Here is a 25,947-nt window from a genome sequence, read left to right as displayed (position 1 = left end):
CATAGTATGTTTCCAGCTTTATTTTCACAAAAAAAGAGACTATTTACAATTTTACAGTCTCCTAATTAATCACTATTATAAACTCTCTACTTCCGTTGTATTTGTCTTTTCAATATGCTCTACATTACTTCCCTTATTTCTTGTAGCACGATAAAACAGTAAACAAACAATCATAAATGGAATACCACAATATAATGCCATTCTTTGTTCTGGAATAAAGGCCATTCCAACGATTACTGTTAAATTTAATACTAACGCAAGAAGTGGTACAAATGGATACAATGGTGTTTTAAATTTCAAGTCCTTCACATCCCCGCCCTGCTTAACATATGTCCTTCTAGCTAATAAGTTAGATAGAGCAATAGATGCCCAAACTAGTATCGCTCCGAATCCAGCGATAGAAAGCAGCCATAAATAAACTGTATCTTCCGCATAAATACCTGATAATAATGAGAGACAACCTACAATTGTGCTTACAATCAATGCATAAATAGGAACACCGTTTTTAGATAACTTACCAAAAATCGGACTAATCATTCCTTGATTAGACATAGACCATAGCATACGAGAAGTTGCATATAATCCTGAATTCGCAACGGATAGCACTGCTGTAATAATAACGAAATTTATAATATCTGCTGCATAAGGAATACCAATTTTATCAAATACAACTACAAATGGACTTTCAATTACTCCTGCTTGCTGCCAAGGGAATAGTCCAGCAAGAATAAAAATAGATAGTACAAAGAAAACAAGTATACGCCAAACTGTATTGTTAATTGCCTTCGGGATTGTTTTCTCTGGATTTTCACTCTCACCTGCTGCAATACCAACTAATTCTGTTCCTTGGAAAGAAAAATTAACTGCGATCATCGTAATTAAAATGGCTGATAATCCATTGGGGAACAACCCACCATAATCAGTAAAGCTAGAGAACATTGGCGCTGGTTCATTTCCTTTCATATCTAGAAACCCAAACATTGCCGCCCCGCCTAAAATAATAAATGCAATAATTGTAATTACTTTAATACTTGCAAACCAAAATTCCACTTCCGCAAAACTTCTTGAAGATAACGCATTAATAGCAAAGAGCAGTACCGCGAACACTACACACCAAATCCATGACGGTACATCAGGAAACCAACGTTTCATCAAAATACTAACTGCAATTAATTCAATACCTATCGTAGCAGACCAGTTTAACCATGACATCCATCCCACTACATAACCTGCTGCAGGGGAAATATACTTTGTCGCATACGTTTGATAAGACCCTGCGTCAGGCATCGCAACAGCTAATTCTCCAAGACAGAGCATCGTTAAATACATTACAAATCCACCGACAAGATACGCTACAATTGCTCCTCCAGGTCCAGCCTCATGAATCGTATAACCTGACCCTAAAAAAAGTCCTGTACCAATAACTCCACCGAGTGCAATCATAAATATGTGCCTACTTTTCAATTCTCTTTTTAATCCTTGGTTTTGATCCATCATATAAATCCCCCCTTTTCACTTTGCCAACCCATTTAATGTAAGCGTTTTTAAAATTCCTCACCTTAAAAATAATGATTTAAAAGAGCAAAAATACACGTCACTTGCATTAATCACTGCCTGTTACTAAAAGGTCATCCCTTACTATTATTAATAACTTTTGATCAGCAATATCTTGTCCTTCTACTACTTCTAATGATTCAATATAACCACTGATCCCTATCTTAATTTCTACTTTCTGTTTATCTATCGTTTCAATTAATGCTAATTTCTCCCATTCGTATACGTAAGAACTTTCCGTAACAAATAACTTCTCAACTTTCCCGTAACAAGGACTATACACGCCTTCTATAACCGTCTTCACTTTATAAACTCCTCCTTCTTTTTAATTGGTACTGAAACGTTGCATATCCCTCCTTTAGAGATTTCAACTATTATTTATGCAAAATGCGTACCAATCTCCAATTCCTATTTAAAATGAAGGTTTCTCAAAAAAAAATGTTTATAACCGCAAAATTTTTCTATCATTTGAAAAGTTTTAAGAGAAAAATAGCAAAAAATTTTTGCGATTTTATGAGAATTTTAATAAAATTATAAAAAGTCAGTCTTCATAGGGTAAAATGAGGAGAAGATGTTACATGCATACAGAAGAAATTAATTTTAAACAAATTATTGAAATGAATATGCTATATGAAACTTTACTCAATGAACTCGATATCGGGATTCATATTATTAATGAGGAAAGTAAAACGATTGTCTATAACCGCAAAATGATGGAAATTGAATCAATGGATCGCTTAGATGTGCTATATAAAAGCCCTTTAGAGGTGTTTGCATTTGAAGAAAATAAAAATAGTACTCTTATAGAGGCATTAAAATTTGGAAAAACAAAGAAAAATATAAAACAAACGTATTTTAATAATAAAGGACAAGAAATTACAACGATTAACGATACTTTCCCTATAACAGAAAATGGAAAAATCAAAGGCGCTATTGAAGTATCAAAAGAAATTAGTAACTTAAAGCAAACAATAAAAATGAGCCCTTCTCGAAAACAAAGCACTAAATTTACCTTTGATCACATAATTGGTGATTCTGAAGCCATTCAATCAATCATTACAGAAGGAAAAAGAGTAATTCGTACATCTTCCTCCATACTTCTAGTAGGAGAAACAGGCACTGGTAAAGAACTATTTGCACAAAGCATCCATAATGAAAGTCAGCGTTCAGGCAAACCCTTTATTTCACAAAACTGTGCCGCTATACCTGATACATTAATGGAAAGCCTACTATTTGGAACAAATCGAGGTGCCTTTACAGGAGCAATAGATAAATCAGGCTTATTCGAAGAAGCAAACGGAGGAACTTTATTATTAGATGAAATCAATTCATTAAGCCCAATACTTCAAGCTAAGTTGCTGCGGGCTATACAAGAGAAAACAATACGAAGAATCGGAGGTACACACGAAAAAGAAATTGATGTTCGTATTATAGCAACTATCAATGAAGATCCCTTTGAAGCCATCGCACATAATCGATTAAGAGAAGACTTATATTACCGATTAAGCGTCGTTACTTTATGTCTTCCGCCTTTACGTGAAAGAAAAGAAGATATTTCAGCTCTTGTTCAGCACTTTATTGAAAAATATAATACTCAATTCGGGCTCAATGTAACCGATGTAGATGTAAATGTAAGAGAATTTTTCTATGCATACGATTGGCCTGGAAACGTACGGGAGTTGGAACATATAATTGAAGGTTCCATGAACTTGATAGAAGCTGAAACCATCATTACAGCGTTTCAGCTGCCTACTCGCTTTCGCGAACGAATAAAAACAGAATTCAATATGCAACATGCACTAACTAATCACAATGCTGATACACCTAAAACTTTAAAACACACAATAGAAAAAATGGAAAAGAACTACATTAACCAAATTCTTAAAGAGAATCATGGAAACATCTCACAAGCTGCAAAATTTTTAGGATTAAGTAGGCAAAACTTACAATATCGAATTAAAAAACTGCGTTTACACATATAAAATAAACATGTCTCCAAGTGTAAAAACAACTTGGTAAAATATGTTACAATAAACATATAACATGCTAGAAAGGGGCTATATATATGAGTAATGATAAAAAATTAAAGTTATTACAATACTTATACTTTTTCCCTGCCATGCTCTGTATGATGTTATTCATTAATGCCGATGTAAGCAGCTCTCCTTATGCAAAGCTATTAGGAACAATTTTTGGCTCCTTTGCAGCTATTATGCTTGCTGCTTTTTGGAATTTGAAGCTACGTATAAAAAACGAAAAATCTTCGTAATACTAAAAAAATCGAGCTACTTAGCCCGATTTTTTTATTTGCCATTAAAACTCAACATTCTCTAAATACAACCCACTTGCCTCAGCAAGACAATTAATTTGATTGCGCTGCTTTTCCTCTAAAATGTTTGGAATTGCTTCAGCGTCTAATTGTCCTAATCCAACTTCAATTAATGCCCCGACAATTTTTCTTACCATATTATGAAGGAAGCCGTTACCACTTACTCTAATTTGTACAAACCCTGCCTCTTCCATCACATCAAGTGTATATACTTCTCGAACCATAGATTTTTTCTTTGATTTCGCATTTGAAAAAGCAGTAAAATCATGTGAACCAACTAAATGTTTTGCAGCTGCTTTCATGCTTTTCACATTTAATTTTTTATTCACATGCATGCTATATTTACGCATAAATGGATTTGTATGCTCTTCATTCCAAATTTTATACAGATATGTTTTTGCTTTAGAATTGTAACGAGCATGGAAGCGATCATGTACTTCTTCCACATTCGTAATGCTAATATCATTAGGTAAATATTGATTTAAATATTTTTTCACTTTATGTTCCACTAACTTCTCATCACTTTGAAAGTTAGCAACTTGATTCAAAGCATGTACACCAGCGTCTGTTCTACTACAACCGATAATTTCAATTTCTTTTCCGACCATTTCAGAGATGACACTTTCGATTTTTCCTTGAATCGTATTATCGTTATTACCGAGACGTTGCCATCCTTTAAAACGTGCACCATCGTACTGAATCGTTAATTTATAATTGTACATTTCATTCTCCTTCATAGAAAATATTCCCTCATACCATGAGGGAATATTAATAAACTTTACTTTCTAACAAGCTTCACTACATTTTCTACGTGAGCTGTATGCGGGAACATATCAACTGGTTGCACATACTCCACTTCATAGCTCTTCATTAATACTTGTACATCACGTGCTAATGATGAAGGATTACAAGACACATACACAACTTGTTTCGGCTTCACTTTTAAAATTGTTTCCAGTAATTTATCATCGCAACCTGTACGTGGTGGATCGACAACAATTACATCTGGACGCCATCCTTCTTTTACCCATTTCGGTAACCATTGTTCAGCTTTACCTGCTTCATATTTCGTATTTGTAAATCCGTGACGCTTCGCATTTTTTCTTGCATCTGCAATCGCTTCTGGAATTACATCCATACCACGTACTTCCGCTGCATCATTTGCAAGCCAAAGTCCGATTGTACCAACGCCACAATACGCATCTACAATTTTCTCATTGCCTGTTAAAGCAGCGGCTTTTTTCGCTTCATTGTATAAAACAACCGTTTGTTCTGGATTCAACTGGAAGAATGCACGTGCTGATAATTCAAATGATAAATCACCAAGTGTTTCTTGAATTACTTCTTTTCCAGCCAATTTAAATGTTTTATCACCGAAAATAACAGATGTTTTACGCCAGTTTACATTTTGCATAATTGATTTAACAGCTGGCATCTGTTTTTGTACTTCTGCGATAAATTGCTCTTTATTTGGCAATTCTTCTTTTGTTGTAATAAGTGTAACTTGTACTTCCCCTGTTTGCACTGCAGTACGTGTCACAATTGTACGTACTAAACCTTTTTGCTTTTTCTCATTATAAATAGAAACATTTAACTTTTCTAATATACGTCTTACAACTTTTGTCGCTTCATTCGTTGCTTTATGTTGAATCATACAATGAGCAATATCAATTAACTGATGTGAGTTTTGTTTATACAGCCCTGTAATAACCTTTTCGTCTTTACGCCCCACTTGTAGTTGACTCTTATTACGATAATGCCATGGATTTTCCATGCCAAGCGTCGGACGAATTTTCTCTTCCAAACCGTTGTTCATATACTTCTGGAATGCTTGTACAACGATATCACGCTTTTGATTTAGTTGTTCTTTATAGTCTAAATGTTGCAATTGGCAACCGCCGCACTCCTCATATACTGGACACGGTGCTTTCACACGATGCGGTGAAGCTTTACGAACTTTTTTCACTTTCGCTTCAGCGAAGCCACGCTGAATTTTCGTTGTTTCTGCAACAACTTCTTCTCCTGGTAATGCCCCTGGAATGAAAACAACTTGTCTCTTAAAATAACCAACGCCTTCTCCGTTAATCCCAAGACGTTTAATTGTCACAGGAAACGTTTGACCAACTTCCAACTTACTCTCATGTTGCTTTTGTACCATTATTACACCTCTACTCTATACTTTTCCATAAATATAACGCTGCATAACTGCAGTATGGTTCACACTCTTGTTTCACTTTTTCTAAAAATGCATCATCAGGTTTATCATCTAATTGAAATATACCTTGCACTGCACGCTGAATCCCAATGTCCGCTTTCGGGAACATATTTTTCCGTCCAAGCCCAAACATTAAAAAGTTTTGCACTGTCCATGCACCAATTCCCCTAATTGGCAACAATTGTGCTGAAACTTCTTCTTCCGTCCCATTTTCTATACTCGCTAAATTTAATGTACCACTGACAATACTTCGACCTAATCCTACTATATATTCAGCCTTTCGCTGACTAAACTTCTGCTCTCTCAATTCTTCTATTGAAATATTTGCTACTATTTCCGGAGTGGGGAAAAAGAATACACCGTTCTTCTCTGTTCCATACCGTTTCACAAATTGTTCTGTTAACACAGTAGCAAATTTCAAATTTATTTGTTGGTGAATGATACAGCGAAGAAGACAAGCAAAATAATCAAATTCTAAAATAATTGGAGTATAAGCATATGTTTCAAATAGTGGACGTAATGATGTGTTTAAAAAATGATTTTGTATATCTTGAAACGGTTCATTCCAATGAAAAATGGCCCTCATTCGTTTCATGACTTTCTCTGGATCTCCTGTCTGACTAGAAATCCAAAACTGTGGATTTTGAACAGTACCAATCCCTTGTAAGCGAACAACAACCTGTTCCTCGTCTATACAAAGCGGGATATAAATAACTTTCTCATCTAATTGAATGACGTTAAGAGGATCAAAAGATAAACGTTTTAATACTTCTTCAAAATGATACGGATACTCTAACGTAACATGTTCGCTCCACATACGTTTCCCCATCCTTTTTACACATCATTATAGCATGAGAAAACCGTAAGCATACATGCTTACGGTTGATTGCTTTTTACTAAGTCATCTAGACTTTTAAAATGATACCCTTTCTCGCGCAAATCATCAATGATTTTCGCAAGTGCTTCTGCATTATCTTTTGATATTGCATGAAGTAATAAAATAGATCCTGGATGAATCATCGTCATAACATTATTATGCGCATATTGCCATCCTCTTTGCTGATCCACTTTCCAATCCAAAAATGCAAGTGACCAAAATACATTATAATAGCCCATTTCTTTCGTAAGAGCTAACGTTCTTTCACTAAATACACCGCGCGGAGGACGTACATATTTCACTTCTTTTTGCCCAGTTACTTTTTTAATTTCTTCCGTTACACTCGTTAATTCTTCACGAAGTTTCTCATCATTTACCGCTGTAAAATCAGGATGACTCCAAGAATGGTTTCCAATAATGTGTCCTTCATCCTTCATTCTTAACAATAAATCTTTTTGTGTTTTAATGTAATGCCCCGTTACAAAGAAAGTTGCTGGTACTTTTTTCTCTTTTAATACATCTAATATTTTCCCGGTGTATCCATTCTCATATCCATTATCAAATGTTAAATAAATATCTTTTTTCTTCGTATCTCCTAAATAAAACCCGCCATTTTTTTGTAGTAAATCTGTATATAACTTTCCTGCATCTGGTACTGTTTCATTTTTAGGACGCGGGATTCCCCAGTTATGTGGAGTATTTGTATAAGCCAGTGCTGAAACTGGAACAAGTGCCATCATAATTGAAAAAATGAGACCGATATATAACCATTTATATTTCATAAATAGTCTCCTTTCCATATATAATCGTACTTGTAGTTTCTGTTGCTACGCATTCTTTCATGCTGAACATGTTTTTCTATATATACCAAAAAAATGCATCTCGAATCATTCGAGATGCATTTTTTATTTACTTAAATACTGGCTCTTTAAAGCTAGCTAATTTTTCAAGTGATGTTTTATCAACATCTGCATGTAAGCTATTACCATGAGAGTCCATCGTTACAACTGCTTTAAACCCGTCGATACGTAAATGCCACATTGCTTCTGGAATACCAAATTGTAAGAAATCAACATCTTTCACTTCTTTAATACATTCAGCATAATATTGCGCTGCACCACCGATTGCGTTTAAATATACACCGCCGTGTTCTTCTAAAGCCGCTAATGTTTTCGCACCCATACCGCCTTTTCCAATGACAGCGCGAATACCGAATTTCTTCATAATATCGCCTTGGTACGGTTCTTCACGAATACTTGTCGTTGGACCTGCCGCTTTAATTTGCCAATTGTCATTTTCATCTTTCACAACAACTGGACCACAGTGGTAAATAATTTGTCCGTTTAAATCTACTGGACAATCATTATCCATTAAATGCTTATGGATTGCGTCACGACCTGTATACATCATGCCATTAATTGTTACAACATCACCAACGCGAAGTTCACGAATTTGCTCTTCTGTAATTGGTGCTTGTAATACAATCTCACGTTGCTCTGTTTTTTCTTGTACTTCATGCTGAAGTGTATCTTCCCCTTCTTGATATAACCAATCCATAATGTCTCCTGTTTCAGGATGGATTTTCACACCAAGGCGACGATATGCCCAGCAATTATACGCAACAGATACATAGAAACTAGCTGGCAAACGATTATAGACGCCAATTTTACAACCAAGTAAAGTTGTTTCTCCGCCAAATCCCATCGTACCAATGCCAAGCTTATTCGCATTTTCTAATACGTACTCTTCAAGATGTTGTAACTCTGGTACTGGATTGACATCATCTAATGTACGGAATAATTGATTTTTTGCTAATTCATAACCTGATGTGCGGTCTCCCCCGATACCAACACCAATTACACCAGCGCTACATCCTTGCCCTTGTGCTTGATATACTGCATGAAGAAGGCATTTACGAATCCCTTCTAAATCACGGCCAGCTCGTCCAAGTCCTTCTAGTTCACACGGTAAGCTATATTGAATATTTTTATTCTCACAGCCACCACCTTTTAGGATTAAACGTGCATCAATATAATCTTTTTCCCATTGTTCAAACTTAATCACCGGTGTACCTGGTCCTAAATTATTTCCACTATTATCTCCAAAAAGAGAATCAACAGAATTGGGACGAAGTTTACCATCTTTTGTCGCCCGCTCAAGCGCATTATAGATAGCTTCCTTCAACTTTAATTGATTCACACCAACTGGTGTATAAATTTTAAACGTTGGCATCCCTGTATCTTGGCAAATCGGCGAGATGTTATCATCAGCCATTTTAATATTATTTGTAATTGTGCCAAGTGCCATCGCAGAACGAGTCCCTGCATTTTCTCGCTCTTTCGCTTGTTGAATCGCACGACGAACATCTTTCGGTAAGTTCGTTGACGTTTCAACAATTAGTTGATACATGCTTTCTTGAAGCTTTTCCATTGTTACTTCCCCCTCAATTGTGAACGCTACCAAAACGTTATGAGCTGAAAATTCAATTGTTATGCTCTTTAGCTATTTATTTGTTTCACGCTATTAGAGCATAAATGAAATTTTTCACAACTTGATTATACCTCTTTTTCTATCGTCCTTCTATTACCCGAACAGAAAAAGGCTACCAAATTGGAATTGGTAGCCTTTTTAATATATTATTCGTCTTTTTTAAATTGCTCACATTTTAATTCTAATTCATCTAACATTGCAAGAAGACGATCTACATCTTCTAATTCTACTTCTTCAGGTTCAATTGTATCAATTACTTCAATGAACATATTTAAACGTTCTTTTAAATATACTAATTGTGTATCTTTATCTTGAATTGCTTTTCCCATGAAGGCACTCTCCTTTTAATTCGAGTTGCTTTTATTATACCGCAAAAACGATTGCTATGGGCATGAAATTTCATCAATTTTGTCACAGTCATCCACTATAATGTAAGCCCTCTCTCTTTTCATGCTAAAAAGTTTCACTTTATAAAAAGCACATATTCTTCTATTATAGAGAATGGACAAATTGTTATTTCAATAGTCAAAGGAGTATTTCATATGACGATATCACAAAAAATGAAGCCGATTACTCCTTCTTACGATCCATGGGAAGCGTATATGGACCTTGAAGAGTACGGCAAACTACTATTAACAAATGTTGAATTTACAACGACGACGTTATGCAATATGCGCTGTGAGCATTGCGCTGTTGGTTACACGTTACAGCCGAAAGACCCAAATCCGCTTCCGATGGATCTTTTATTAAAACGATTAGATGAGATTCCTCATTTACGTTCTTTAAGTATTACTGGCGGAGAACCTATGCTTTCCAAAAAATCCGTCGACAACTATGTAACACCACTCTTAAAATATGCCCATGAACGAGGCGTTCGCACTCAAATCAACTCTAACTTAACTATAGATTTAGCACGTTATGAACAGATTATTCCTTATTTAGACGTATTGCATATCTCTCATAACTGGGGAACAATTGATGACTTCGTTGAAGGCGGATTTGCAATGATGGAGCGTAAGCCTACTTACGAACAACGTGCAAAATTATTCGAAAGAATGATTACAAATAGTAAGGCTTTATCAGATGCAGGTGTACTTGTATCGGCCGAAACAATGCTAAACAAAAGAACTCTACCACATATTGAACATATTCACCGCCAAATCGTCGAAGAGATGGGCTGTAAACGTCATGAAGTTCATCCAATGTATCCAAGTGACTTCGCGAGTAATCTAGAAATTTTAACAAAAGCTGAAATTCGTGATGCGATTGAACATTTACTAGAAATTCGCGATGAAAATGTATGGATGCTATTTGGAACTTTACCTTTCTATGCTTGTAGCGATGACGAGCGAGACATTGCCACATTTAAAAAGTTACAAGAGAGCAAAAATGTAACTGTTCGTAACGATCCAGATGGTCGTTCACGCTTAAATGTAAATATTTTTGATGGCAATATTATCGTTACTGATTTTGGTGATGTTCCACTTCTAGGAAACATACAAACAAACACATTACAAGAAGCGTATGAAAAATGGAGCGCTTCAAAAACAGCAAAATCATTAAGCTGTCACTGTCCTGCAGTAAAATGTCTTGGACCAAATGTTCTTGTAAAAAACAGCTACTATCCGACAGAAGATTTCTTATCAAAAACAGCAAACATTACATTATAAAAAAACGTCAGCTCATAAGCTGACGTTTTTTCATGTTATTGCGAGTGGGAAGAAGAAATGAATTTAAAATACAAATGATCATGAATTGGAATAGCAGCTCCAATTCCTTGAGAAGTAATATTTTTCACAACAAGTCTTTTTTGATTTCCCTTTAATACAAGATACACTTCTCCAAATGTTACTTTTCCTTTTTCATTTACTGCTGGTGTATAAGCGTATAAATATCCGAGTTGACTCGGGCTAATATTATACACACGCTCATGCCCAGTACCATAACCAATGGTCGTTTTAAACGAAAGGGGTAATTGTACTTTTTCAAGTGCTTTGAGAAGCATCATTTTTTTCACATCTGCAGCATCTTTCATATCTGCTGTTAAATCGCCTTCAACCGTCTTTTGTGTTTCTTGCTTATAGCGAAGTGGATATAAACGGTCTCCTCCGCGATTATCATACACATTTCGATTCACTTGTTTATATTCCCAATTAATCGATGTGTCTACTGATTCATAACGTAAAGCCCATTGACCTAAATAAATTTTTGCCCGATACCCTACTGCAAGCGGCGCATTTGAAATTGTCGTTTCATTAAACATCCGAATTAAGTCTGGATTTTCAATTTTAATATTAGCCGTTTTCAATAGCTCTTGAGCAAATTTACTTGGTTGTAAACGTGGCAAATCTTGCGCATCATTTGGAAATGTATTGTCTTTTGAAATATTTAAAACAGATGAAGGCATTTTTGTTCCTACTGTTGTCTTTGCAAAACTCATGTTAGGAAATAATAAAATAAACGAGACCATAGTTGAAAGGCATATGCTGTATACTCGTTTCACCTGTCTGGCTCCTTCCTATGTAGGTATATATACTACTTCGTTTATTGTTTTCTCTGAGCGCAATTGTTATGCCTATTTTTCATAATAAATAAAAACCAATTCCCATAATGACATACGCCGCTAGTAAAGTGCCACCTTCAAACCAGTTTGTATCTCCATCATTGGAAATCGCAATCGTTAAGAAAACGGCTGTAATCATAGACACAAGTTCTGGTATGGTAAATACTAAAGGCATCCTTTGTGCGAAGAACATAGATAGCAATACTAATACAGGAGCAACAAACATAGCGATTTGTAATGTAGAGCCTATTGCAATTTCGACTGCAATATTTACTTTATTTTTATAAGCCATAATAATTGCAGACGCATGTTCCGCTGCATTCCCAACAATTGCAACGATAATAACCCCTATAAATAACTCTGACCAGCCAAATGACTTTGCAACAGTTTCAAAAGTATGCACGAGTGCCTCTGACACATAAGCTACTGCCAGTGTTGCTATCGCTAAAATAAGGAGCGCCTTCCCTTTCGACCACTCTGGCTCTTCTTCATGCGCTACTTCGTCACTTTTATGTTGATATACACCACGGTGCGTAACTAACTTAAATAGTAATGCAGCAAGGTACATGATAATCATAATAATAGAAACACCTATACTTAATTGATACGTCTTGCCAGCGTCCATCTTCATTGAAAAGATCTCTGGAATAACAAAGGCCACAACAACAGCAAATATTAATAAAGCTGAATTATGCCTTGCATCATATACATTAAAACTTTGTCTTTTGTATTTAAGACCTCCAACAAAGAAAGATAACCCTCCTACTAATAATAAATTTCCAAGTACAGAACCCGTTAAAGAAGCTAACACCACTTCAATTAACCCTGCTTGAAGTGCAAAAATTGAAATGATAAGTTCAACAGCATTACCGAAAGTAGCATTTAATAACCCGCCTATTCTAGGACCAGAAACAATTGCTAAACTCTCTGTTGCTCTCCCCATAAAACCAGCTAATGCGATAATCGTAATACAATACACAGCAAACATAATTGTTTCTGGCCAATGAAGTGTTTTTCCAAGCACAGACAGTGGTACACCTATAAGCGCTACTATAAGAAATATTTTATTAAACATGCTTTTTCATCCTTCCATCGTATGTATTTCTCCTCAATATTATTATTATTATTCTCCTAACTTGTCCGATTTCATCACAATTACGTTTAAAAAATCGGATTGAAGAAAACAGTATGAAAGATATTTAAATTATCTTGTTTAAACAGACAGAATTATAAATTGTGAAAAGGGGTTAAAATTATGCACTTAAAAGAAAAAATCGCAACTATTATTCAAGGTCAACGTACTGGTATATTATCTACAGTACGAAATGAGAAACCTCATAGCGCCTTTATGATGTTTTTCCATGAAGATTTTGTACTGTATGTTGCAACAGATCGACAATCAAAAAAGATAACAGATATTGAACAAAATCCTAATGTCCATGTACTACTCGGACGAGAAGGGAAAAAATTAGATGAAGATTATATTGAAGTTGAAGGATTGGCTTCAATCGAGGAAGACTCGACATTAAAAAACAAGTTTTGGAATAATAGCTTAAAACGTTGGTTACTCGGCCCTGAAGACCCTAATTACGTACTGATCAAAATCAATCCCGACACAATTTATTACATCGATGGTGCCGGTACGACGGAGCCTGAGTTTTTACGACTATAAAATAAAACAAGCCCCCTTAGGTGGGCTTGTTTTGTCGAAAAGTTCTTTTGAAAAAAACAATAAAATAGGTGGAACTTTCTAAAGATTCTGTTATATAATAGAAGTAACTTAAATAAACTGTATTAAAACAGATTGAGAGGAGAAATAAAATTGATGAAGAGAGAAGAACGCAAAAACATGATTGAGTTTATTGAAAAGAAAAAAGGGATTGAGCGTGACGAATTACTGTTTATGACAGACGATGAAGTAGAACATATTTATAATGTAACGTACTTTTTATATGAGGAAATTGCAGAGTAGTATAATAACCCCCACCTTATTAAAAATATAAGGTGGGGGTTATTTCGTTATTTAGCCCACTATTTACAGACAGTAAAACTCCCACCTTAAAATTCAGGTGGAGCAAGAAGTTAAGTTGAAGTCGTGCTTCCTATAAACCTCAATTGCTTCAACCTTATACATGAGAATCATTTTCATGTATAATAATGTAAGATTGGAGGAATTTTACTATGAGTTCGTGGCTCTTATTTGCCCTATTATCAGCAATTGCTGCTGCCCTTGTATCGATTTTTGGAAAGTTTGGTTTAGACGGCATCGATGCAAACGTTGCAACAACAATTCGATCTATTATTATGGCATTATTTATGATAGGCGTTATTATCATACAAGGTAAATTTCAAAATATCGGCGACGTACTGCTAAATAAAAAAGCACTGCTATTTATCACATTAAGTGGGGTTGCAGGTGCTTCGTCATGGCTATTTTATTTTCTTGCCCTCAAAACAGGAAAGGTTTCACAAGTAGCTCCTGTCGATAAATTAAGCGTCGTATTTTCTATCATTCTCGCTATGATTATCCTCGGTGAAAAGTTAAACTTTATGACCGGTGTTGGTGTAGTCTTTATTACAGCTGGTGTATTATTTATTGCTTTCAGCTAAAAAACCGCTATTAGCGGTTTTTCTTTTTCTTTATGTACAACCATACAACACATGTAACAACTGCTGAAATTAATAAAATCCATATTCCATAATGATGTAAACTATACTCAACGAAGCGCCACTTCTCGCCTAACTTCCAGCCAAGCCCAATAAAAACACTTATCCAAATGAGCGCACCACCGTAAGCGTATAAACAAAAACGCCAAAGTGTCAAATTTGATACCCCAGCAAAATATGCTGTTAAATGACGTACTCCCGGTATAAAATAACCAATCATTAAAAGAAATGGCCCATATTTTTCAAATAAAATATGTGTTTTTTCAATGTGATGTTCTTTAATTCTAATTTTCGGCCCATATTTCTTTAAAACAGGGAGCCCAAGTTTTAAACCTAATATGTAGCTTAACGTGATCCCTAACATCGCACCAGCCATCCCACTTAAAAAAGCAGCAGTTCCTGACATAACTCCTTTTGAAACATTATAACCAACAAAGGTCAATAAAAACTCGTCTGGTATCGGTAATCCGACAATCCCACCAGCCAAAGCTATAACAATTCCAAAATAGCCATAATGCGCGATTAACTCGCCAATATGTTGTTCCATTCGGAAGACACATCCTATGCACGATCGTTATTCCACATTGTACCCTTTCTATCTTTAAGGCAAACATGGTATACATATTCACTATACATTGTTTTTATAATGAACTCTACTTCTATTCTTTCCTTTAACAGAGATAAAGTGAAACTTTAATCAGTGGGAGTTTTGTTCATCCTCTACTAATTATTAACCTATGCCAATCTTGCTTCTACAGACATCCCGACTCCCACATAACTCACTTACATTTACCAATTTTGAGATTAGATTCTTACTGCACGCAAATGACCCGATAAAAAATAAAAATTCATATGCGTGTTTTTTTGTTACAATAAAGGAAAGTTACTTTTCGCAACGGTTTAACTCTCAAGAAAAATGATATATCTAGCAAAAACATAGTTTGGTCTATATAATGCAACTTCTACCTATTAAAAGAACATACACCCTTTTACATACAACATCATTTTTCTAAATTATACAGGGGGGAACGAACATGACCATTGAAAATCAATTTATTCAAAAAGTTTACTATAAAACATTTTTAACAGAAGAAACTTCTACTCCTGCATCGAAAGTACTCGGTGAAGCATATATAAATGAATCTAAAAATGAATTCTCCAACATTTCTAATATTCGATTTGCTCAAGGTGAATTTTATTATCAAAATAAAGATTTTGAAGCAGCTATATTTAAATGGGAAAAAGTAAATAATGCTCTTGCACTTTGGGCGACAAAAAATATTGCAGATGCTTATTTTGAACTAGGATTCTTATCAAAGGCAGAAGAAATTTATCAATCTATTCAAACGGAAGATACAACTCTTACGATGGAGGTTTCCTTACAACTTCTTTCTCTTTATATCGAACAAGATCGTTTAGGACTCGCTTTTAAGACGATTAGTGAAGCTGTTGCATTCCAACCGGATTACCCAAATATTACTGCAATTGCACGTTCTTTCTATGAAAAACAAGAAGATTGGAACAACGCTATCGAACTAGCTGTTCAAGAAGGTATTCGAACACAATCTTTACACTGGTTTGATACGTTAATAAATTACATAAACAAAGGATTTACAAAAAATATTAAGCCTGAATATTTCTATGAGTCTTTAAAAGCTCTATATGCTGTTGATCAAGCCCAATTTAAAGAACTTGTTATTGCTCTTTGGAATAGCTATCAACATGAATCCTTATACCTTCCTTGGATTCAAAGTATTAATCATTTATTCTTGCATATTGAAACAGACAATAATGACGATTGGAATGAAATTTGTACTCGCTATCAAGAAACATACTTTGCATTAATTACCGGAAATCACTTTATGCATGAATTAAACGGACTTGTACCAAATTTATTAACAAATTGGTTCAGTTTAACAAAAGCAAAAGATTCTCTAGTTGTCTCTGCAGCAGTGTTAGCATGGAATGAAGTCTCACCTACAACTTTAGAATCATTACTTGTAAAAAGTGCTGGTTCCTTACTTTCTAATACATCAGCTGAAGCAGATGTAAATATGGAAACAGTTTCTCATTTATTCGAAACAATCGCTGTATGGGCTGAGAAAAATGATGTAGATTTAAGTCATCAATTTACGCTACTCGTCCATGAACTATGTGATTTAAATGTCACACCACTACTAATAGCTGGAACTAGCGACCATGATAAAACATCATTTGTTAATTCAATATTGGGAGAGAACATCTTAACTGAAACTTTAACAACTCCTATTCTATTTAAAGACGCTAGTCAAACTGAAATTACAGAATTTACCGAGTTAGATATACGAAATATCTCTAACCTTGATGAATTCCATCAAATAACGTCTACATCTGCTCAGTCAGAACTTGAGAAAAAATGTATAGAAATTAAGCTACCAAGTAGGTTTTTAAGAAAAAATAAGTTTACATTTCTTATTACACCATCCATTCAAGAACAATTGGATAAAAACAATGCATACTTTGAATACTTACAAGCAGCAGATAGCCTTGTTTACGTATTAAATTCTTCTTCACCATTGCATAGTGAAGAAATTGATACGTTAATTTATTTACGTGAACAAGTACCAAACTTACAAATTCACTTCGTATTACATACAAATAATACGACTACTAATGAAAAACTAATTAATAAACTTAAAGCACATTTTCCAGATGCACAATTCTTCCCATACTCTCCTTCGCAAGAGAGTAGCCAGCAACTTGGAGATGTAACAGAATCTATTCTCTCTAATCTTGCAAAACGCGATATAGAAAAAGAACGTATAGAAAAGCTAATATGGTTTACGCAAAAGACAATTGCTTATCTCATAAATGAACGTGTGGAATTAGAAAATACATTAGTAAAATCCGTACGCTGGAATAAACACATCTCAGTGAAACTTACTGGATTTATTAATAACCTTACTGCTCTTGAAAAAGATAAAATTCGCTCTATTACCGAATCCTATCTTTTAATGAAAGAAGAAATTACACGAGATATACATTCTCAAATCCCTGAATTATTACAGAGCTGCTCTGATCTTGTTCAAGAAGATAGTGATTTCAAACTAGTTCATGAAGAATTAAATGCTGCAATGAATGAACGAGTTCAAAAGCATGTACAACAGGTACTTCTTCCTAAATTTACTGGTTCTATTCAAGAATGGATTGAAACAGCACATAATGAATTTATTCAAGCTCAAGCTTATTTAGATGAAATGAGTGAAACATTTAATAAATTATATAAAGAAGAACGTATGAAACTTCCTTGCGATTTCAAATTATTAGATGATTGGAATCGAGATGTTGTACGAATGACAAATCGAATTACAGTAACGAACATCAATATTTTATTACGCTTTACACCGACACAGTTTTTCTTAAAAAGTGCCGGAAAATTATTTGGTAATATGCAAAAAAACCAATCTATGCTCGCCAACAAATATAAACAATATATTGAAACAGAAGACTATACAGAAATTGCTCACACAATTTCAAAACAATTCTTCCTTCAATTTGAAGTATTTGAAGGTGCATTAGAACGTGATATCATGATGTTCTTCAAAGATCCACTTAACATATTGAAACAAAATGTAGATGCAGCTCAACTTGAGATAAAGGAAGACGAGCAAACATTAGCAACGCTAAGAAGCAATCCAGAAACATATCATGATCCTTTGGCGTTATTTAAACTACAATTGCTACAACATAAATTCGTTTTAAGTACTACAAAGAAATATGAAGATACCTTTGTATCTAACGAATCTCCTACTGTTTAACAAAAAAACCAAGCAAACTAAAATTTGCTTGGTTTTTTTACTTTATTATTTTCATATGTTCAAACGGATAATAAACGCCTGCTAACTTTCCTAACACATCTTCTCTATCAATAAAACCTAAACCATTTCTACTATCTTTACTTATTAAGCGATTATCTCCCATAACAAAAATCTTATTTTTAGGAACTGTAATCGGTCCAAAGTCCTCTGTTAAATTCATAAGTTTTTTTTCTGCTTGTTTTTTATTACTATCCAAATACTCTTCATCTTCCACTTCAGAATTTACATATAATTGATCATTTCTCATCTCAATTATATCTCCAGGCAATCCAATCACTCTTTTGACATAAAAATTATCTGTTTTCACAACAATAATGTCTTCTCTCCCATAGCTTTCAAATTGTTTTGCTAACTTATTAACAATCACCTTATCTCCATCTTTCAACGTTGGCCTCATAGATGCTCCTTTTACAGTCGTAGGGAAAAACACAAAAATTTTCGCCAAAAACACCAATAAACATGCAATTGCAATAGTTCCAAAGAATTCACGCCAACGTTTTTTCTTTTGCATCATTTCACCATCTCATCATCTTTTTACTTTTATTATAAATAATACAACTGATGATTTTCTACAAAATTATTAATTGTAAAATTATAAATTTTAAAATAATAATAATACTGATCAAATTAAACAAGCAAAAAAGATACCCTCAAAATAGTCTATCCACTATTTTGAGAGTATCTTTTTATAATCCCACATATACAATACACATTTGAGCAGCTACATATGTAAACCAAATCCAAAGTGGCTCATACTTCAATTTACGCCCTCCGATATCTGTCACGCCAATAATGAAATCAGAAATCACAAACAGTAAACCACCAAACGCTGGTATCCACCATATTCCTGTATTTTCATAATATAAGGCGAATGCAAAGCAAGCCATTCCTCCAACCCACAATCCGTAAATTAGAGCTCCTATCGTAAACAATTTATCCTGTTTATCATTTCGGATAAAGAAGAACCATCCTACAATTAGAAAGAGCCCATATACGAGTAAGCCAATCCAAAAACCATTCCACGAAATTCCTGTTTGCAAAAATGCTTTTACATAAAAACAATGAGCAAGAGCGAAAGTAACCATCCCACCAATTAACCTGTGACCAATTGGAATCAGCCCAGCCATAAACAAATCTCCCACAGTGGATAAAGTCATACCAAGTGCAACCCACGTACTATACTCTACAGATGGATCTTGTACCCATATCCAAATTGCACTACCTGTTAAAGAAAAACTAAGAATAAGACGGATTGCTAAAGGTAACGGCATATTATCTTTTGTTCTTTTTGTCTGCCGTATTGCATAAATTGCACCAATTAAAAAAAGAAGTATTTGCCCAATTAACAACACGTAAAGTAGATTCATAATATGTTCTCCTCAATAAATGCTTTTTGTATCTTTTTTCGTTACACTTAGTCTATTATCCTTTTTCTACAAAAAAAAAGAAGAACAGTACTGTTCTTCCATTGTAATCGCTTTTCTGCTCTCTATGCCACTTGTTTTTCTTGCTCCATTTTTTGCTTAGCTGGCGTTCGATTTACCACAATAATTCCCGCGGCTACACACGCTAAACCGAATAGCACAAATGAATGAATTGCTTCACCTAAAATCATGCTCGATAATAATACACCAAATACGGGTATAAAGAACATATACATAGATACTTTTCCAACCTTGTTGTATTTCATAATTGTATTCCAAATGCAAAAACCAGCTGCAGATAAGAAAGATAAATAAATCAGCATAAGTAGTGCATGTAGACTAAATGTAAATGGCATTACTCCAACTTGTAAAGCCCCTATACATAATAATCCTATAGAACCAAACATCATTTGGTATGCTGTCATATAGCCAACATCTAATGTTTTACTACCTTCTTTTGCTAATATGTTTCCATATGAATACAGCATTGCTGCACTAAGAAGTAACAAGCTTCCGATTCCAAAATGAAATGATAAGCTACCATCACTCGGCACATTTACTAAAATGACGCCACAAAAACCAATCGATACCCCAATTATTTTTCTCATATTGAGGGCATCATCTTTATATAAAAAATGGGCGAGTAAAATTTGAAAGAATGATGATGTCCCTGAAATGATAGCTCCTTCAATTCCCGAACTATAACTCATTCCAATATAAAAACAGATATATTGAAGAAACGTTTGGAATAAACCAATTTGTATTAACTGTTTCCCCGTTCCTTTTTTGAAGCTCATATCTTTTCCTAACATTTTAAAGAATAATAAGAGCATGACTCCAGATAAAAGGAAACGATAACCGGCAAATAATATTTGCTCTCCAACTTCTTGTGGTTGAATTCCAAGTTCAACATAACTTAATTTAATAAAAGGAAATGCGCTTCCCCATAAAAAAGTTGCTACTATCGCAGCAATAAATACGCCAATCGGATGGGTAAAAAATTTCTCTGTCTTCACTTGTTGTCTTCCTTTCCGATCTTTTATGAACAATATTCATATATACCAGAGGAATTGCGAAAACACAAGTTTTCCGTTTATACTTGAAACAAAACCGTACCATCTCATAAAAACATATGATATACTATAGAATAATTACAACATAATAACTATTAAAAACAGATTCAACAGAAATGCTGCTATCCATTATGGATGGCAGCTTTCGTCGTTTTATAGGGGTTTCGATTTTGATTATTTTTCTCAATAAGAATTCGGAAGGAGCGAGTAGTAATGAACTCAGAAGTAAAAACGTTACACGCAAAAGAAACAATTTCACATCCCTCTCTATGGGACACATTAAAAAAACATTATGAACTTGTATTTGCAGTAGCATCTGGTATTTTTATTTTAGTTGGTTGGTTATTCACAAAGAACGATGCAATGAATGTAGGTATTACTTGCTATATCCTTGCTTATATAGTTGGTGGATATGCAAAAGCGAAAGAAGGAATTGAAGATACGATTGAAGAAAAAGAGCTAAATGTTGAAATGCTAATGCTCTTTGCAGCTATTGGCGCTGCAATTATTGGCTACTGGGCAGAAGGGGCTATTTTAATCTTCATCTTTGCGCTCAGCGGTGCTATGGAATCTTATACGTTAAGTAAGAGCCAAAAAGAAATTTCCGCTCTTCTTGACTTACAACCTGAAGAAGCATTACGTATTTCCACCGGAACTGAGGAACGTGTTCCTGTTGGAGAGTTACAAATTAACGACATTATTTTAATTAAACCAGGTGAACGTGTTCCTGCTGACGGTACAATTCATAACGGTGAAACAAATATCGATGAGGCAGCAATCACAGGAGAACCTATTCCAAATGAGAAAAGACATGGCGATGAAGTATTTGCCGGTACTGTAAATTTACGTGGTGCTATCGAAGTTAAAATTACGAAGCCGAGCGATCAAACATTATTCCAAAAGATTATCCGTCTCGTCCAAAGTGCACAAAGTGAAAAATCACCATCACAACTATTCATCGAAAAGTTTGAAGGAACATACGTAAAAGGTGTACTACTCGTTGTTGCGCTTATGATGTTCGTTCCTCATTTCTTACTTGACTGGAGCTGGAATGAAACGTTTTATCGCGCTATGATCTTACTTGTAGTCGCATCTCCTTGTGCACTCGTTGCTGCCATTACACCAGCAACGTTATCTGCAATTTCTAACGGAGCGAGAAATGGGATTCTCTTTAAAGGTGGCGTACATTTAGAACGTCTCGCTTCAGTAAAAGCAATCGCCTTTGATAAAACAGGTACATTAACGGAAGGTAAACCTACCGTAACAGATGTATATGTTCGAGAAAATATAACAGAAAAAGAAGTACTTTCTATTACAGCATCCATTGAAAGTCACTCTACACATCCTTTAGCTGAATCTATTGTTAAATATGCACAACATGCGTACGACATTACATTAAAAAAACCAGAAAAGGTTGAAGATGTAACTGGTTTTGGGCTAAAAGGAATATTGGAAAACACTGCTTATAAAATAGGTAAAGCTGATTTTATCGGTGAAGAAACCAAAACATTTCATAATGGTATTTCTGCCTCACTTGAAAAGGAAGGTAAAACTGTCGTTTATATTAGTGATGAAGGAGGCATTCTTGGACTTATCGCTTTAAAAGATACGCTTCGCCAAGAAACAATAGTTGCTATTCGTGAATTGCAAAGCATTGGTGTCGAAGCAATTATGATTACTGGCGATAATGAAGAAACGGCAAAAGCTATTGCCTCTGAAAGTAATATAAAAGAATATTACGCATCATGTTTACCAGAAACAAAAGTTGAAACGATTAAAAAGTTAAAAGAAAAATACGGTACAGTAGCAATGGTCGGAGACGGTATAAATGATGCACCTGCACTAGCTACTGCTAGCATTGGTGTCGCAATGGGAGAAGGAACAGATGTAGCTTTAGAAACTGCGGATGTTGTACTGATGAAAAACGAACTATCTCGTCTTTCTCAAGCGATCCGTCTATCAAAACGAATGAACCGTATTGTGAAGCAAAACGTAATCTTTTCGCTAGCCGTTATTGCCATGCTAATTTGTTCAAACTTCTTGCAATTTTTAGCTCTTCCATTCGGTGTTATTGGCCATGAAGGAAGTACGATTCTTGTCATTTTGAATGGCTTACGATTATTAAAAGGAAGCAAATAAAGTGAAACTTTAATCAGCCCTCACCAATCGGACTTTTATGGGCAGCCCGACCCCCACCTAACTTCTTTGCTTTCGCTGAATTTTGAGGTGGGGGTCTTACTGCCCATTAAAAAAAACGGGTCCCTCATAGAGGACCCGTTTTTTTTAATGGTAGCTATTATGTCCGTTCGCACTACTACTCGTTTTATGCTTAGGATGCGAACTGCTCTTTTGTTTATTGTTATTTTTATTGTTGTGATTCTTTTTATTATTACTCATGAAATATCCCCCCTATTCCCTATTATTATGGAACAAGAGGTCATTTTTCATTACGGGAATTATTGTCACCCGTTCTATAATGATGGAGTAAACCATTAATTTCACCGCCAAGTAAAATTACCCATCCAGTTAAGTAAAACCATAACATTAAAATAATAATACCACCGAGACCACCATATGTATTGGCGTAATTCGCAAACTTATCTACATAATAAGCAAATGAGTACGATACCACAATCCATCCTACAGTAGCAAATAACGCCCCTGAAATAACTTCTCTTCTTTTTAACTTTCGATCTGGGGCAAATGTATATAAGAAACTAAACAAAGCAAATAGCACGAAGAAACTCGCTACTAATCGTGTAATGCTCCATACGAAAGAAAAACTATCTGATAAACCGAGTGCTTTAAACACTGCTGCTCCAATAACTTGTCCGAATACCGGAACAATTAACGCAAAGACAATCATAAAAATAATAGCTAATGTAAACACAATTGATAACGCTCTTGTTGTAATAAAAGAACGTGTTTCTTTCACGTCATAAGCGCGGTTAAAAGCATTCATAACCGCATTAACACCATTTGAGGCAAACCATAACATGGATAATAAACCAAATGATAATAAACCACCATTTTGCTGGTTTACAACTTTATCTACATTTACCTCAATTAAGTTCATTGCATCATCTGGTACATAAACCTCTAATAAACTAAGCACATCCTCTGTTTGAATGGGAATAAATCCAAGAAGCGTAATTAAGAAAACGAGCCCAGGAAAAATCGCAAGCAAGAAGAAATAAGCGAGCTGTGCTGCCAAGCCCGCTACATCATCGCGCATCGTCCGGTCATATAAATCTTTACCAAACGAATAAGTACGATTTCTTCTCACCTTTTCTAAAATTTTTCTCATATATGTTTAAACGCTTTTCTTCTCTTCTTTATCTTGCTTTAACTCAATGTACGCTTCAGTTTTTTTTTCCACTGCATTTGAGTCTTTCATAAATAATTCACGCGCTTCTTTCATACCACCATCTTCAGCAACTACTGGCTCTTCTTCTGCTTTTAGCTCATCTACCTTTGGAGATACAGCTTGAATTTCAATCGTTTCTGGCTTTTCTTCTGGCTCAACTTTTTTCTTACTAAAAATTTCTTTCGTTTCTTTTAACGTCTCTACAACAGATGGCGTTAATTTTTTAATTTCTGCTACTTTCGCTTTTACCACATTGAAATCAGCAAGTTCGCGTCCTTTATCTGTAACAGTTTGCACTTTTTCTTTAATCTTTGCATTTTCACCAATTTCAATCATCTTTGTTTTTGCTTTTTCTGCTGTATTTTTTACTTTTTCACGGTTTTCTTTCTTTAACATGGATACAGCTACACCTGCCGCTACACCAATCGCAATGTTTCGAGCAATATTATTTTTCTTTGCCATATTCCTTCACCCTTTCATTTCTTATGTTAGAAAGTATTTCTTTCTAAGCTTCCTCATATTCCTTGTTCATTTCGAATGAAAGCTAATAGCTTTGCACACCCTTCTGTTACAAGGTCATATACTTCTTGGAAATTCCCTGTATAGTAAGGGTCAGGAACGTCTGTCCAGCCACCGTCTGGAACAAAGTCGGACAGCCTACCAATATAGCCTCCAGTTTTACCTAAACTTTTTAAATCTGCTATATTCTTGTTGTCCATGGCAATAATATAATCAAACTTTGTTAAGTCTTCTTTTTCTACTTGCCTTGCTTTAATTCCTTCAAAAGTGACTGCATTTTCTTTTAAAATTTTTTGTGTTCCTTTATGTGGCGGATGGCCAACATGCCAATCTCCAGTTCCTGCAGAATCAATGACAATTTTCTCTTTAAGTCCCTCTTTTACGACAAGATCTCGAAAAATCGCTTCTGCCATCGGAGAACGGCAAATGTTCCCAAGACAAACAAACAATACTTGAACCATATTTTTGTTTCTTCCTTTCTTGGTGCATTTGTTTATATATACTTATAGTATAAACAACCAATTAGTGAATATAAAGGAAATCCCTACTAATTTAATGGGATTGAAAAGATTCATTAACGAAAATGATAAAAAATGTTAAGATAGCCTTATGTTATTTTAAAGGGGGACACTTCGGTGGATTTATCCGTAAAGTCAGAAGAAAACGTTGAATATATGGTCGAAGCTATTAAAGAAAAATTACGTATGGTTAATGCTGGAGCGATGAGAGCTGCTAGTTTTAACGAAGAAATGTACGAAGATTTACGTGACATTTATGATCATGTTATGAAACGTGAAACATTCAGCATTAGTGAAATGCAAGCTATTACAGAAGAATTAGGTACATTAATTAAAAAGTAAAAAAGCCTCTCTTATATGAGGCTCTTTTTTATTTCCAACAAATTCATGACAACTCATCTCTTTCCCTCAACCAACTGTAAAATATTGTACAATAGAAGTAGAACCTCATCTTAGATTTTTTCTCCATACATACTACTCACAAATAATAGCAA

Annotated in this window: 26 protein-coding genes; 9 read left to right on the top strand and 17 right to left on the bottom strand. The window is 34.8% G+C overall.

Annotation, left to right across the window (positions count from 1 at the left end; all coding sequences use genetic code 11):
• Positions 1-75: 75 nt before the first annotated feature.
• Positions 76-1,497: an amino acid permease gene (locus tag AXW78_RS02360; protein ID WP_061883748.1), complete on the bottom strand. Its 1,422-nt coding sequence runs from the start codon at positions 1,495-1,497 to the stop codon at positions 76-78.
• 106 nt (positions 1,498-1,603) lie between these two features.
• Positions 1,604-1,858 carry a biotin/lipoyl-containing protein gene (locus AXW78_RS02355; protein WP_061883747.1) on the bottom strand — a complete coding sequence of 85 codons (255 nt, stop codon included), beginning with the start codon at positions 1,856-1,858 and terminating at the stop codon, positions 1,604-1,606.
• Between the two features lie 274 nt (positions 1,859-2,132).
• Between AXW78_RS02355 and AXW78_RS02350 the strand changes: the two genes are divergently transcribed.
• Entirely contained in the window at positions 2,133-3,536 is a 1,404-nt protein-coding gene (locus AXW78_RS02350) for a sigma-54 interaction domain-containing protein (RefSeq protein ID WP_000556691.1), read from the top strand.
• An 83-nt stretch (positions 3,537-3,619) separates the two neighbouring features.
• Complete coding sequence (locus AXW78_RS02345; RefSeq protein WP_000063861.1) at positions 3,620-3,823, top strand: hypothetical protein; 204 nt, start codon at positions 3,620-3,622, stop codon at positions 3,821-3,823.
• A gap of 44 nt (positions 3,824-3,867) precedes the next feature.
• Here the strand turns inward: AXW78_RS02345 and truA are convergent, their stop codons facing one another.
• The 6 genes from truA to AXW78_RS02315 form a co-directional block, all read right to left on the bottom strand.
• The gene (gene truA, locus AXW78_RS02340; RefSeq protein ID WP_002181877.1) at positions 3,868-4,605 is read right to left on the bottom strand and encodes a tRNA pseudouridine(38-40) synthase TruA; all 738 of its coding nucleotides are present in this window, start codon (positions 4,603-4,605) and stop codon (positions 3,868-3,870) included.
• A gap of 56 nt (positions 4,606-4,661) precedes the next feature.
• Positions 4,662-6,041, bottom strand: a complete 1,380-nt coding sequence (gene rlmD / locus AXW78_RS02335) for a 23S rRNA (uracil(1939)-C(5))-methyltransferase RlmD (RefSeq protein WP_061883746.1) — start codon at positions 6,039-6,041, stop codon at positions 4,662-4,664.
• 10 nt (positions 6,042-6,051) lie between these two features.
• Positions 6,052-6,915: a DNA-3-methyladenine glycosylase family protein gene (locus AXW78_RS02330; RefSeq protein WP_000269424.1), complete on the bottom strand. Its 864-nt coding sequence runs from the start codon at positions 6,913-6,915 to the stop codon at positions 6,052-6,054.
• A 59-nt stretch (positions 6,916-6,974) separates the two neighbouring features.
• Positions 6,975-7,757 (bottom strand): delta-lactam-biosynthetic de-N-acetylase, encoded by a 783-nt coding sequence (pdaA, locus tag AXW78_RS02325; protein ID WP_000875957.1) that lies wholly within the window; start codon positions 7,755-7,757, stop codon positions 6,975-6,977.
• Positions 7,758-7,884: 127 nt separating this feature from the next.
• On the bottom strand, positions 7,885-9,405 hold the full coding sequence (gene fumA, locus AXW78_RS02320) for a class I fumarate hydratase (protein ID WP_000413523.1): 1,521 nt from the start codon (positions 9,403-9,405) through the stop codon (positions 7,885-7,887).
• Between the two features lie 206 nt (positions 9,406-9,611).
• The gene (locus tag AXW78_RS02315) at positions 9,612-9,794 is read right to left on the bottom strand and encodes an SE1561 family protein (protein WP_000513558.1); all 183 of its coding nucleotides are present in this window, start codon (positions 9,792-9,794) and stop codon (positions 9,612-9,614) included.
• Positions 9,795-10,007: 213 nt separating this feature from the next.
• Between AXW78_RS02315 and yfkAB the strand changes: the two genes are divergently transcribed.
• On the top strand, positions 10,008-11,135 hold the full coding sequence (yfkAB, locus tag AXW78_RS02310; protein WP_000156023.1) for a radical SAM/CxCxxxxC motif protein YfkAB: 1,128 nt from the start codon (positions 10,008-10,010) through the stop codon (positions 11,133-11,135).
• A 35-nt stretch (positions 11,136-11,170) separates the two neighbouring features.
• Here yfkAB and AXW78_RS02305 read toward each other — a convergent pair whose 3' ends face one another.
• Together AXW78_RS02305 and cax are read right to left on the bottom strand one after the other, a co-directional pair.
• Positions 11,171-11,968 carry a YfkD famly protein gene (locus AXW78_RS02305; RefSeq protein ID WP_002163835.1) on the bottom strand — a complete coding sequence of 266 codons (798 nt, stop codon included), beginning with the start codon at positions 11,966-11,968 and terminating at the stop codon, positions 11,171-11,173.
• A gap of 79 nt (positions 11,969-12,047) precedes the next feature.
• Positions 12,048-13,103, bottom strand: coding sequence for a calcium/proton exchanger (gene cax / locus AXW78_RS02300; protein ID WP_000482133.1), 1,056 nt, complete (start codon positions 13,101-13,103; stop codon positions 12,048-12,050).
• Between the two features lie 180 nt (positions 13,104-13,283).
• On the opposite strand from cax, the gene AXW78_RS02295 reads away from it, so the two are divergent.
• The 3 genes from AXW78_RS02295 to AXW78_RS02285 all read left to right on the top strand — a co-directional run bounded on the left by AXW78_RS02295 (position 13,284) and on the right by AXW78_RS02285 (position 14,638).
• Positions 13,284-13,700 (top strand): pyridoxamine 5'-phosphate oxidase family protein, encoded by a 417-nt coding sequence (locus AXW78_RS02295; protein WP_061883745.1) that lies wholly within the window; start codon positions 13,284-13,286, stop codon positions 13,698-13,700.
• Between the two features lie 153 nt (positions 13,701-13,853).
• Positions 13,854-14,000, top strand: a complete 147-nt coding sequence (locus tag AXW78_RS02290) for a BH0509 family protein (RefSeq protein ID WP_000817786.1) — start codon at positions 13,854-13,856, stop codon at positions 13,998-14,000.
• A gap of 209 nt (positions 14,001-14,209) precedes the next feature.
• On the top strand, positions 14,210-14,638 hold the full coding sequence (locus AXW78_RS02285) for an EamA family transporter (RefSeq protein WP_000100296.1): 429 nt from the start codon (positions 14,210-14,212) through the stop codon (positions 14,636-14,638).
• 10 nt (positions 14,639-14,648) lie between these two features.
• On the opposite strand, the gene AXW78_RS02280 is transcribed toward AXW78_RS02285, so the two are convergent.
• Positions 14,649-15,242: a DedA family protein gene (locus AXW78_RS02280; RefSeq protein ID WP_000434878.1), complete on the bottom strand. Its 594-nt coding sequence runs from the start codon at positions 15,240-15,242 to the stop codon at positions 14,649-14,651.
• 487 nt (positions 15,243-15,729) lie between these two features.
• On the opposite strand from AXW78_RS02280, the gene AXW78_RS02275 reads away from it, so the two are divergent.
• Positions 15,730-18,492, top strand: coding sequence for a tetratricopeptide repeat protein (locus AXW78_RS02275; RefSeq protein ID WP_061883744.1), 2,763 nt, complete (start codon positions 15,730-15,732; stop codon positions 18,490-18,492).
• Positions 18,493-18,529: 37 nt separating this feature from the next.
• On the opposite strand, the gene lepB is transcribed toward AXW78_RS02275, so the two are convergent.
• The 3 genes from lepB to AXW78_RS02260 form a co-directional block, all read right to left on the bottom strand.
• Positions 18,530-19,066, bottom strand: a complete 537-nt coding sequence (lepB, locus tag AXW78_RS02270) for a signal peptidase I (protein ID WP_002163834.1) — start codon at positions 19,064-19,066, stop codon at positions 18,530-18,532.
• Positions 19,067-19,238: 172 nt separating this feature from the next.
• Complete coding sequence (locus AXW78_RS02265) at positions 19,239-19,919, bottom strand: lysoplasmalogenase (RefSeq protein ID WP_001051069.1); 681 nt, start codon at positions 19,917-19,919, stop codon at positions 19,239-19,241.
• A 122-nt stretch (positions 19,920-20,041) separates the two neighbouring features.
• Positions 20,042-20,992 carry a DMT family transporter gene (locus AXW78_RS02260; protein ID WP_000845712.1) on the bottom strand — a complete coding sequence of 317 codons (951 nt, stop codon included), beginning with the start codon at positions 20,990-20,992 and terminating at the stop codon, positions 20,042-20,044.
• Positions 20,993-21,262: 270 nt separating this feature from the next.
• Here AXW78_RS02260 and AXW78_RS02255 point away from each other — a divergent pair, with 270 nt between their 5' ends.
• Positions 21,263-23,188, top strand: coding sequence for a heavy metal translocating P-type ATPase (locus AXW78_RS02255; protein WP_001083757.1), 1,926 nt, complete (start codon positions 21,263-21,265; stop codon positions 23,186-23,188).
• 298 nt (positions 23,189-23,486) lie between these two features.
• Here the strand turns inward: AXW78_RS02255 and AXW78_RS02250 are convergent, their stop codons facing one another.
• The 3 genes from AXW78_RS02250 to AXW78_RS02240 are packed head-to-tail and all read right to left on the bottom strand — an operon-like array spanning position 23,487 to position 25,396.
• Positions 23,487-24,356 carry a YihY/virulence factor BrkB family protein gene (locus tag AXW78_RS02250; protein ID WP_001226537.1) on the bottom strand — a complete coding sequence of 290 codons (870 nt, stop codon included), beginning with the start codon at positions 24,354-24,356 and terminating at the stop codon, positions 23,487-23,489.
• A 6-nt stretch (positions 24,357-24,362) separates the two neighbouring features.
• A complete protein-coding gene (locus tag AXW78_RS02245) occupies positions 24,363-24,878 on the bottom strand; it encodes a DUF4075 domain-containing protein (protein WP_001085388.1) in 516 nt (171 codons plus the stop codon).
• A 53-nt stretch (positions 24,879-24,931) separates the two neighbouring features.
• On the bottom strand, positions 24,932-25,396 hold the full coding sequence (locus tag AXW78_RS02240) for a low molecular weight protein-tyrosine-phosphatase (RefSeq protein WP_000250913.1): 465 nt from the start codon (positions 25,394-25,396) through the stop codon (positions 24,932-24,934).
• 174 nt (positions 25,397-25,570) lie between these two features.
• On the opposite strand from AXW78_RS02240, the gene AXW78_RS02235 reads away from it, so the two are divergent.
• On the top strand, positions 25,571-25,795 hold the full coding sequence (locus AXW78_RS02235) for a DUF1128 domain-containing protein (protein ID WP_000366196.1): 225 nt from the start codon (positions 25,571-25,573) through the stop codon (positions 25,793-25,795).
• Positions 25,796-25,947 lie beyond the last annotated feature (152 nt).

It is taken from the genome of Bacillus thuringiensis (genome assembly GCF_001595725.1).
Classification (GTDB): Bacteria; Bacillota; Bacilli; order Bacillales; family Bacillaceae_G; genus Bacillus_A; species Bacillus_A thuringiensis_K.
Note: the sequence above shows the minus strand (reverse complement) of the source record. Positions and strands in the feature narration are given on the sequence as shown.

Bases quoted from the DNA above. Each gene is read 5' to 3' on its own strand.
- pdaA (WP_000875957.1), bottom strand. From the start codon at position 7,757: ATGAAATATAAATGGTTATATATCGGTCTCATTTTTTCAATTATGATG.
- AXW78_RS02345 (WP_000063861.1), top strand. From the start codon at position 3,620: ATGAGTAATGATAAAAAATTAAAGTTATTACAATACTTATACTTTTTC.
- AXW78_RS02255 (WP_001083757.1), top strand. From the start codon at position 21,263: ATGAACTCAGAAGTAAAAACGTTACACGCAAAAGAAACAATTTCACAT.
- AXW78_RS02280 (WP_000434878.1), bottom strand. From the start codon at position 15,242: ATGGAACAACATATTGGCGAGTTAATCGCGCATTATGGCTATTTTGGA.
- AXW78_RS02330 (WP_000269424.1), bottom strand. From the start codon at position 6,915: ATGTGGAGCGAACATGTTACGTTAGAGTATCCGTATCATTTTGAAGAA.
- AXW78_RS02285 (WP_000100296.1), top strand. From the start codon at position 14,210: ATGAGTTCGTGGCTCTTATTTGCCCTATTATCAGCAATTGCTGCTGCC.
- yfkAB (WP_000156023.1), top strand. From the start codon at position 10,008: ATGACGATATCACAAAAAATGAAGCCGATTACTCCTTCTTACGATCCA.
- AXW78_RS02250 (WP_001226537.1), bottom strand. From the start codon at position 24,356: ATGAGAAAAATTTTAGAAAAGGTGAGAAGAAATCGTACTTATTCGTTT.
- AXW78_RS02295 (WP_061883745.1), top strand. From the start codon at position 13,284: ATGCACTTAAAAGAAAAAATCGCAACTATTATTCAAGGTCAACGTACT.
- AXW78_RS02275 (WP_061883744.1), top strand. From the start codon at position 15,730: ATGACCATTGAAAATCAATTTATTCAAAAAGTTTACTATAAAACATTT.
- truA (WP_002181877.1), bottom strand. From the start codon at position 4,605: ATGTACAATTATAAATTAACGATTCAGTACGATGGTGCACGTTTTAAA.
- fumA (WP_000413523.1), bottom strand. From the start codon at position 9,405: ATGGAAAAGCTTCAAGAAAGCATGTATCAACTAATTGTTGAAACGTCA.
- AXW78_RS02245 (WP_001085388.1), bottom strand. From the start codon at position 24,878: ATGGCAAAGAAAAATAATATTGCTCGAAACATTGCGATTGGTGTAGCG.
- AXW78_RS02350 (WP_000556691.1), top strand. From the start codon at position 2,133: ATGCATACAGAAGAAATTAATTTTAAACAAATTATTGAAATGAATATG.
- rlmD (WP_061883746.1), bottom strand. From the start codon at position 6,041: ATGGTACAAAAGCAACATGAGAGTAAGTTGGAAGTTGGTCAAACGTTT.
- AXW78_RS02290 (WP_000817786.1), top strand. From the start codon at position 13,854: ATGAAGAGAGAAGAACGCAAAAACATGATTGAGTTTATTGAAAAGAAA.
- lepB (WP_002163834.1), bottom strand. From the start codon at position 19,066: ATGATGCAAAAGAAAAAACGTTGGCGTGAATTCTTTGGAACTATTGCA.
- AXW78_RS02265 (WP_001051069.1), bottom strand. From the start codon at position 19,919: ATGAATCTACTTTACGTGTTGTTAATTGGGCAAATACTTCTTTTTTTA.
- AXW78_RS02360 (WP_061883748.1), bottom strand. From the start codon at position 1,497: ATGATGGATCAAAACCAAGGATTAAAAAGAGAATTGAAAAGTAGGCAC.
- AXW78_RS02240 (WP_000250913.1), bottom strand. From the start codon at position 25,396: ATGGTTCAAGTATTGTTTGTTTGTCTTGGGAACATTTGCCGTTCTCCG.
- AXW78_RS02315 (WP_000513558.1), bottom strand. From the start codon at position 9,794: ATGGGAAAAGCAATTCAAGATAAAGATACACAATTAGTATATTTAAAA.
- cax (WP_000482133.1), bottom strand. From the start codon at position 13,103: ATGTTTAATAAAATATTTCTTATAGTAGCGCTTATAGGTGTACCACTG.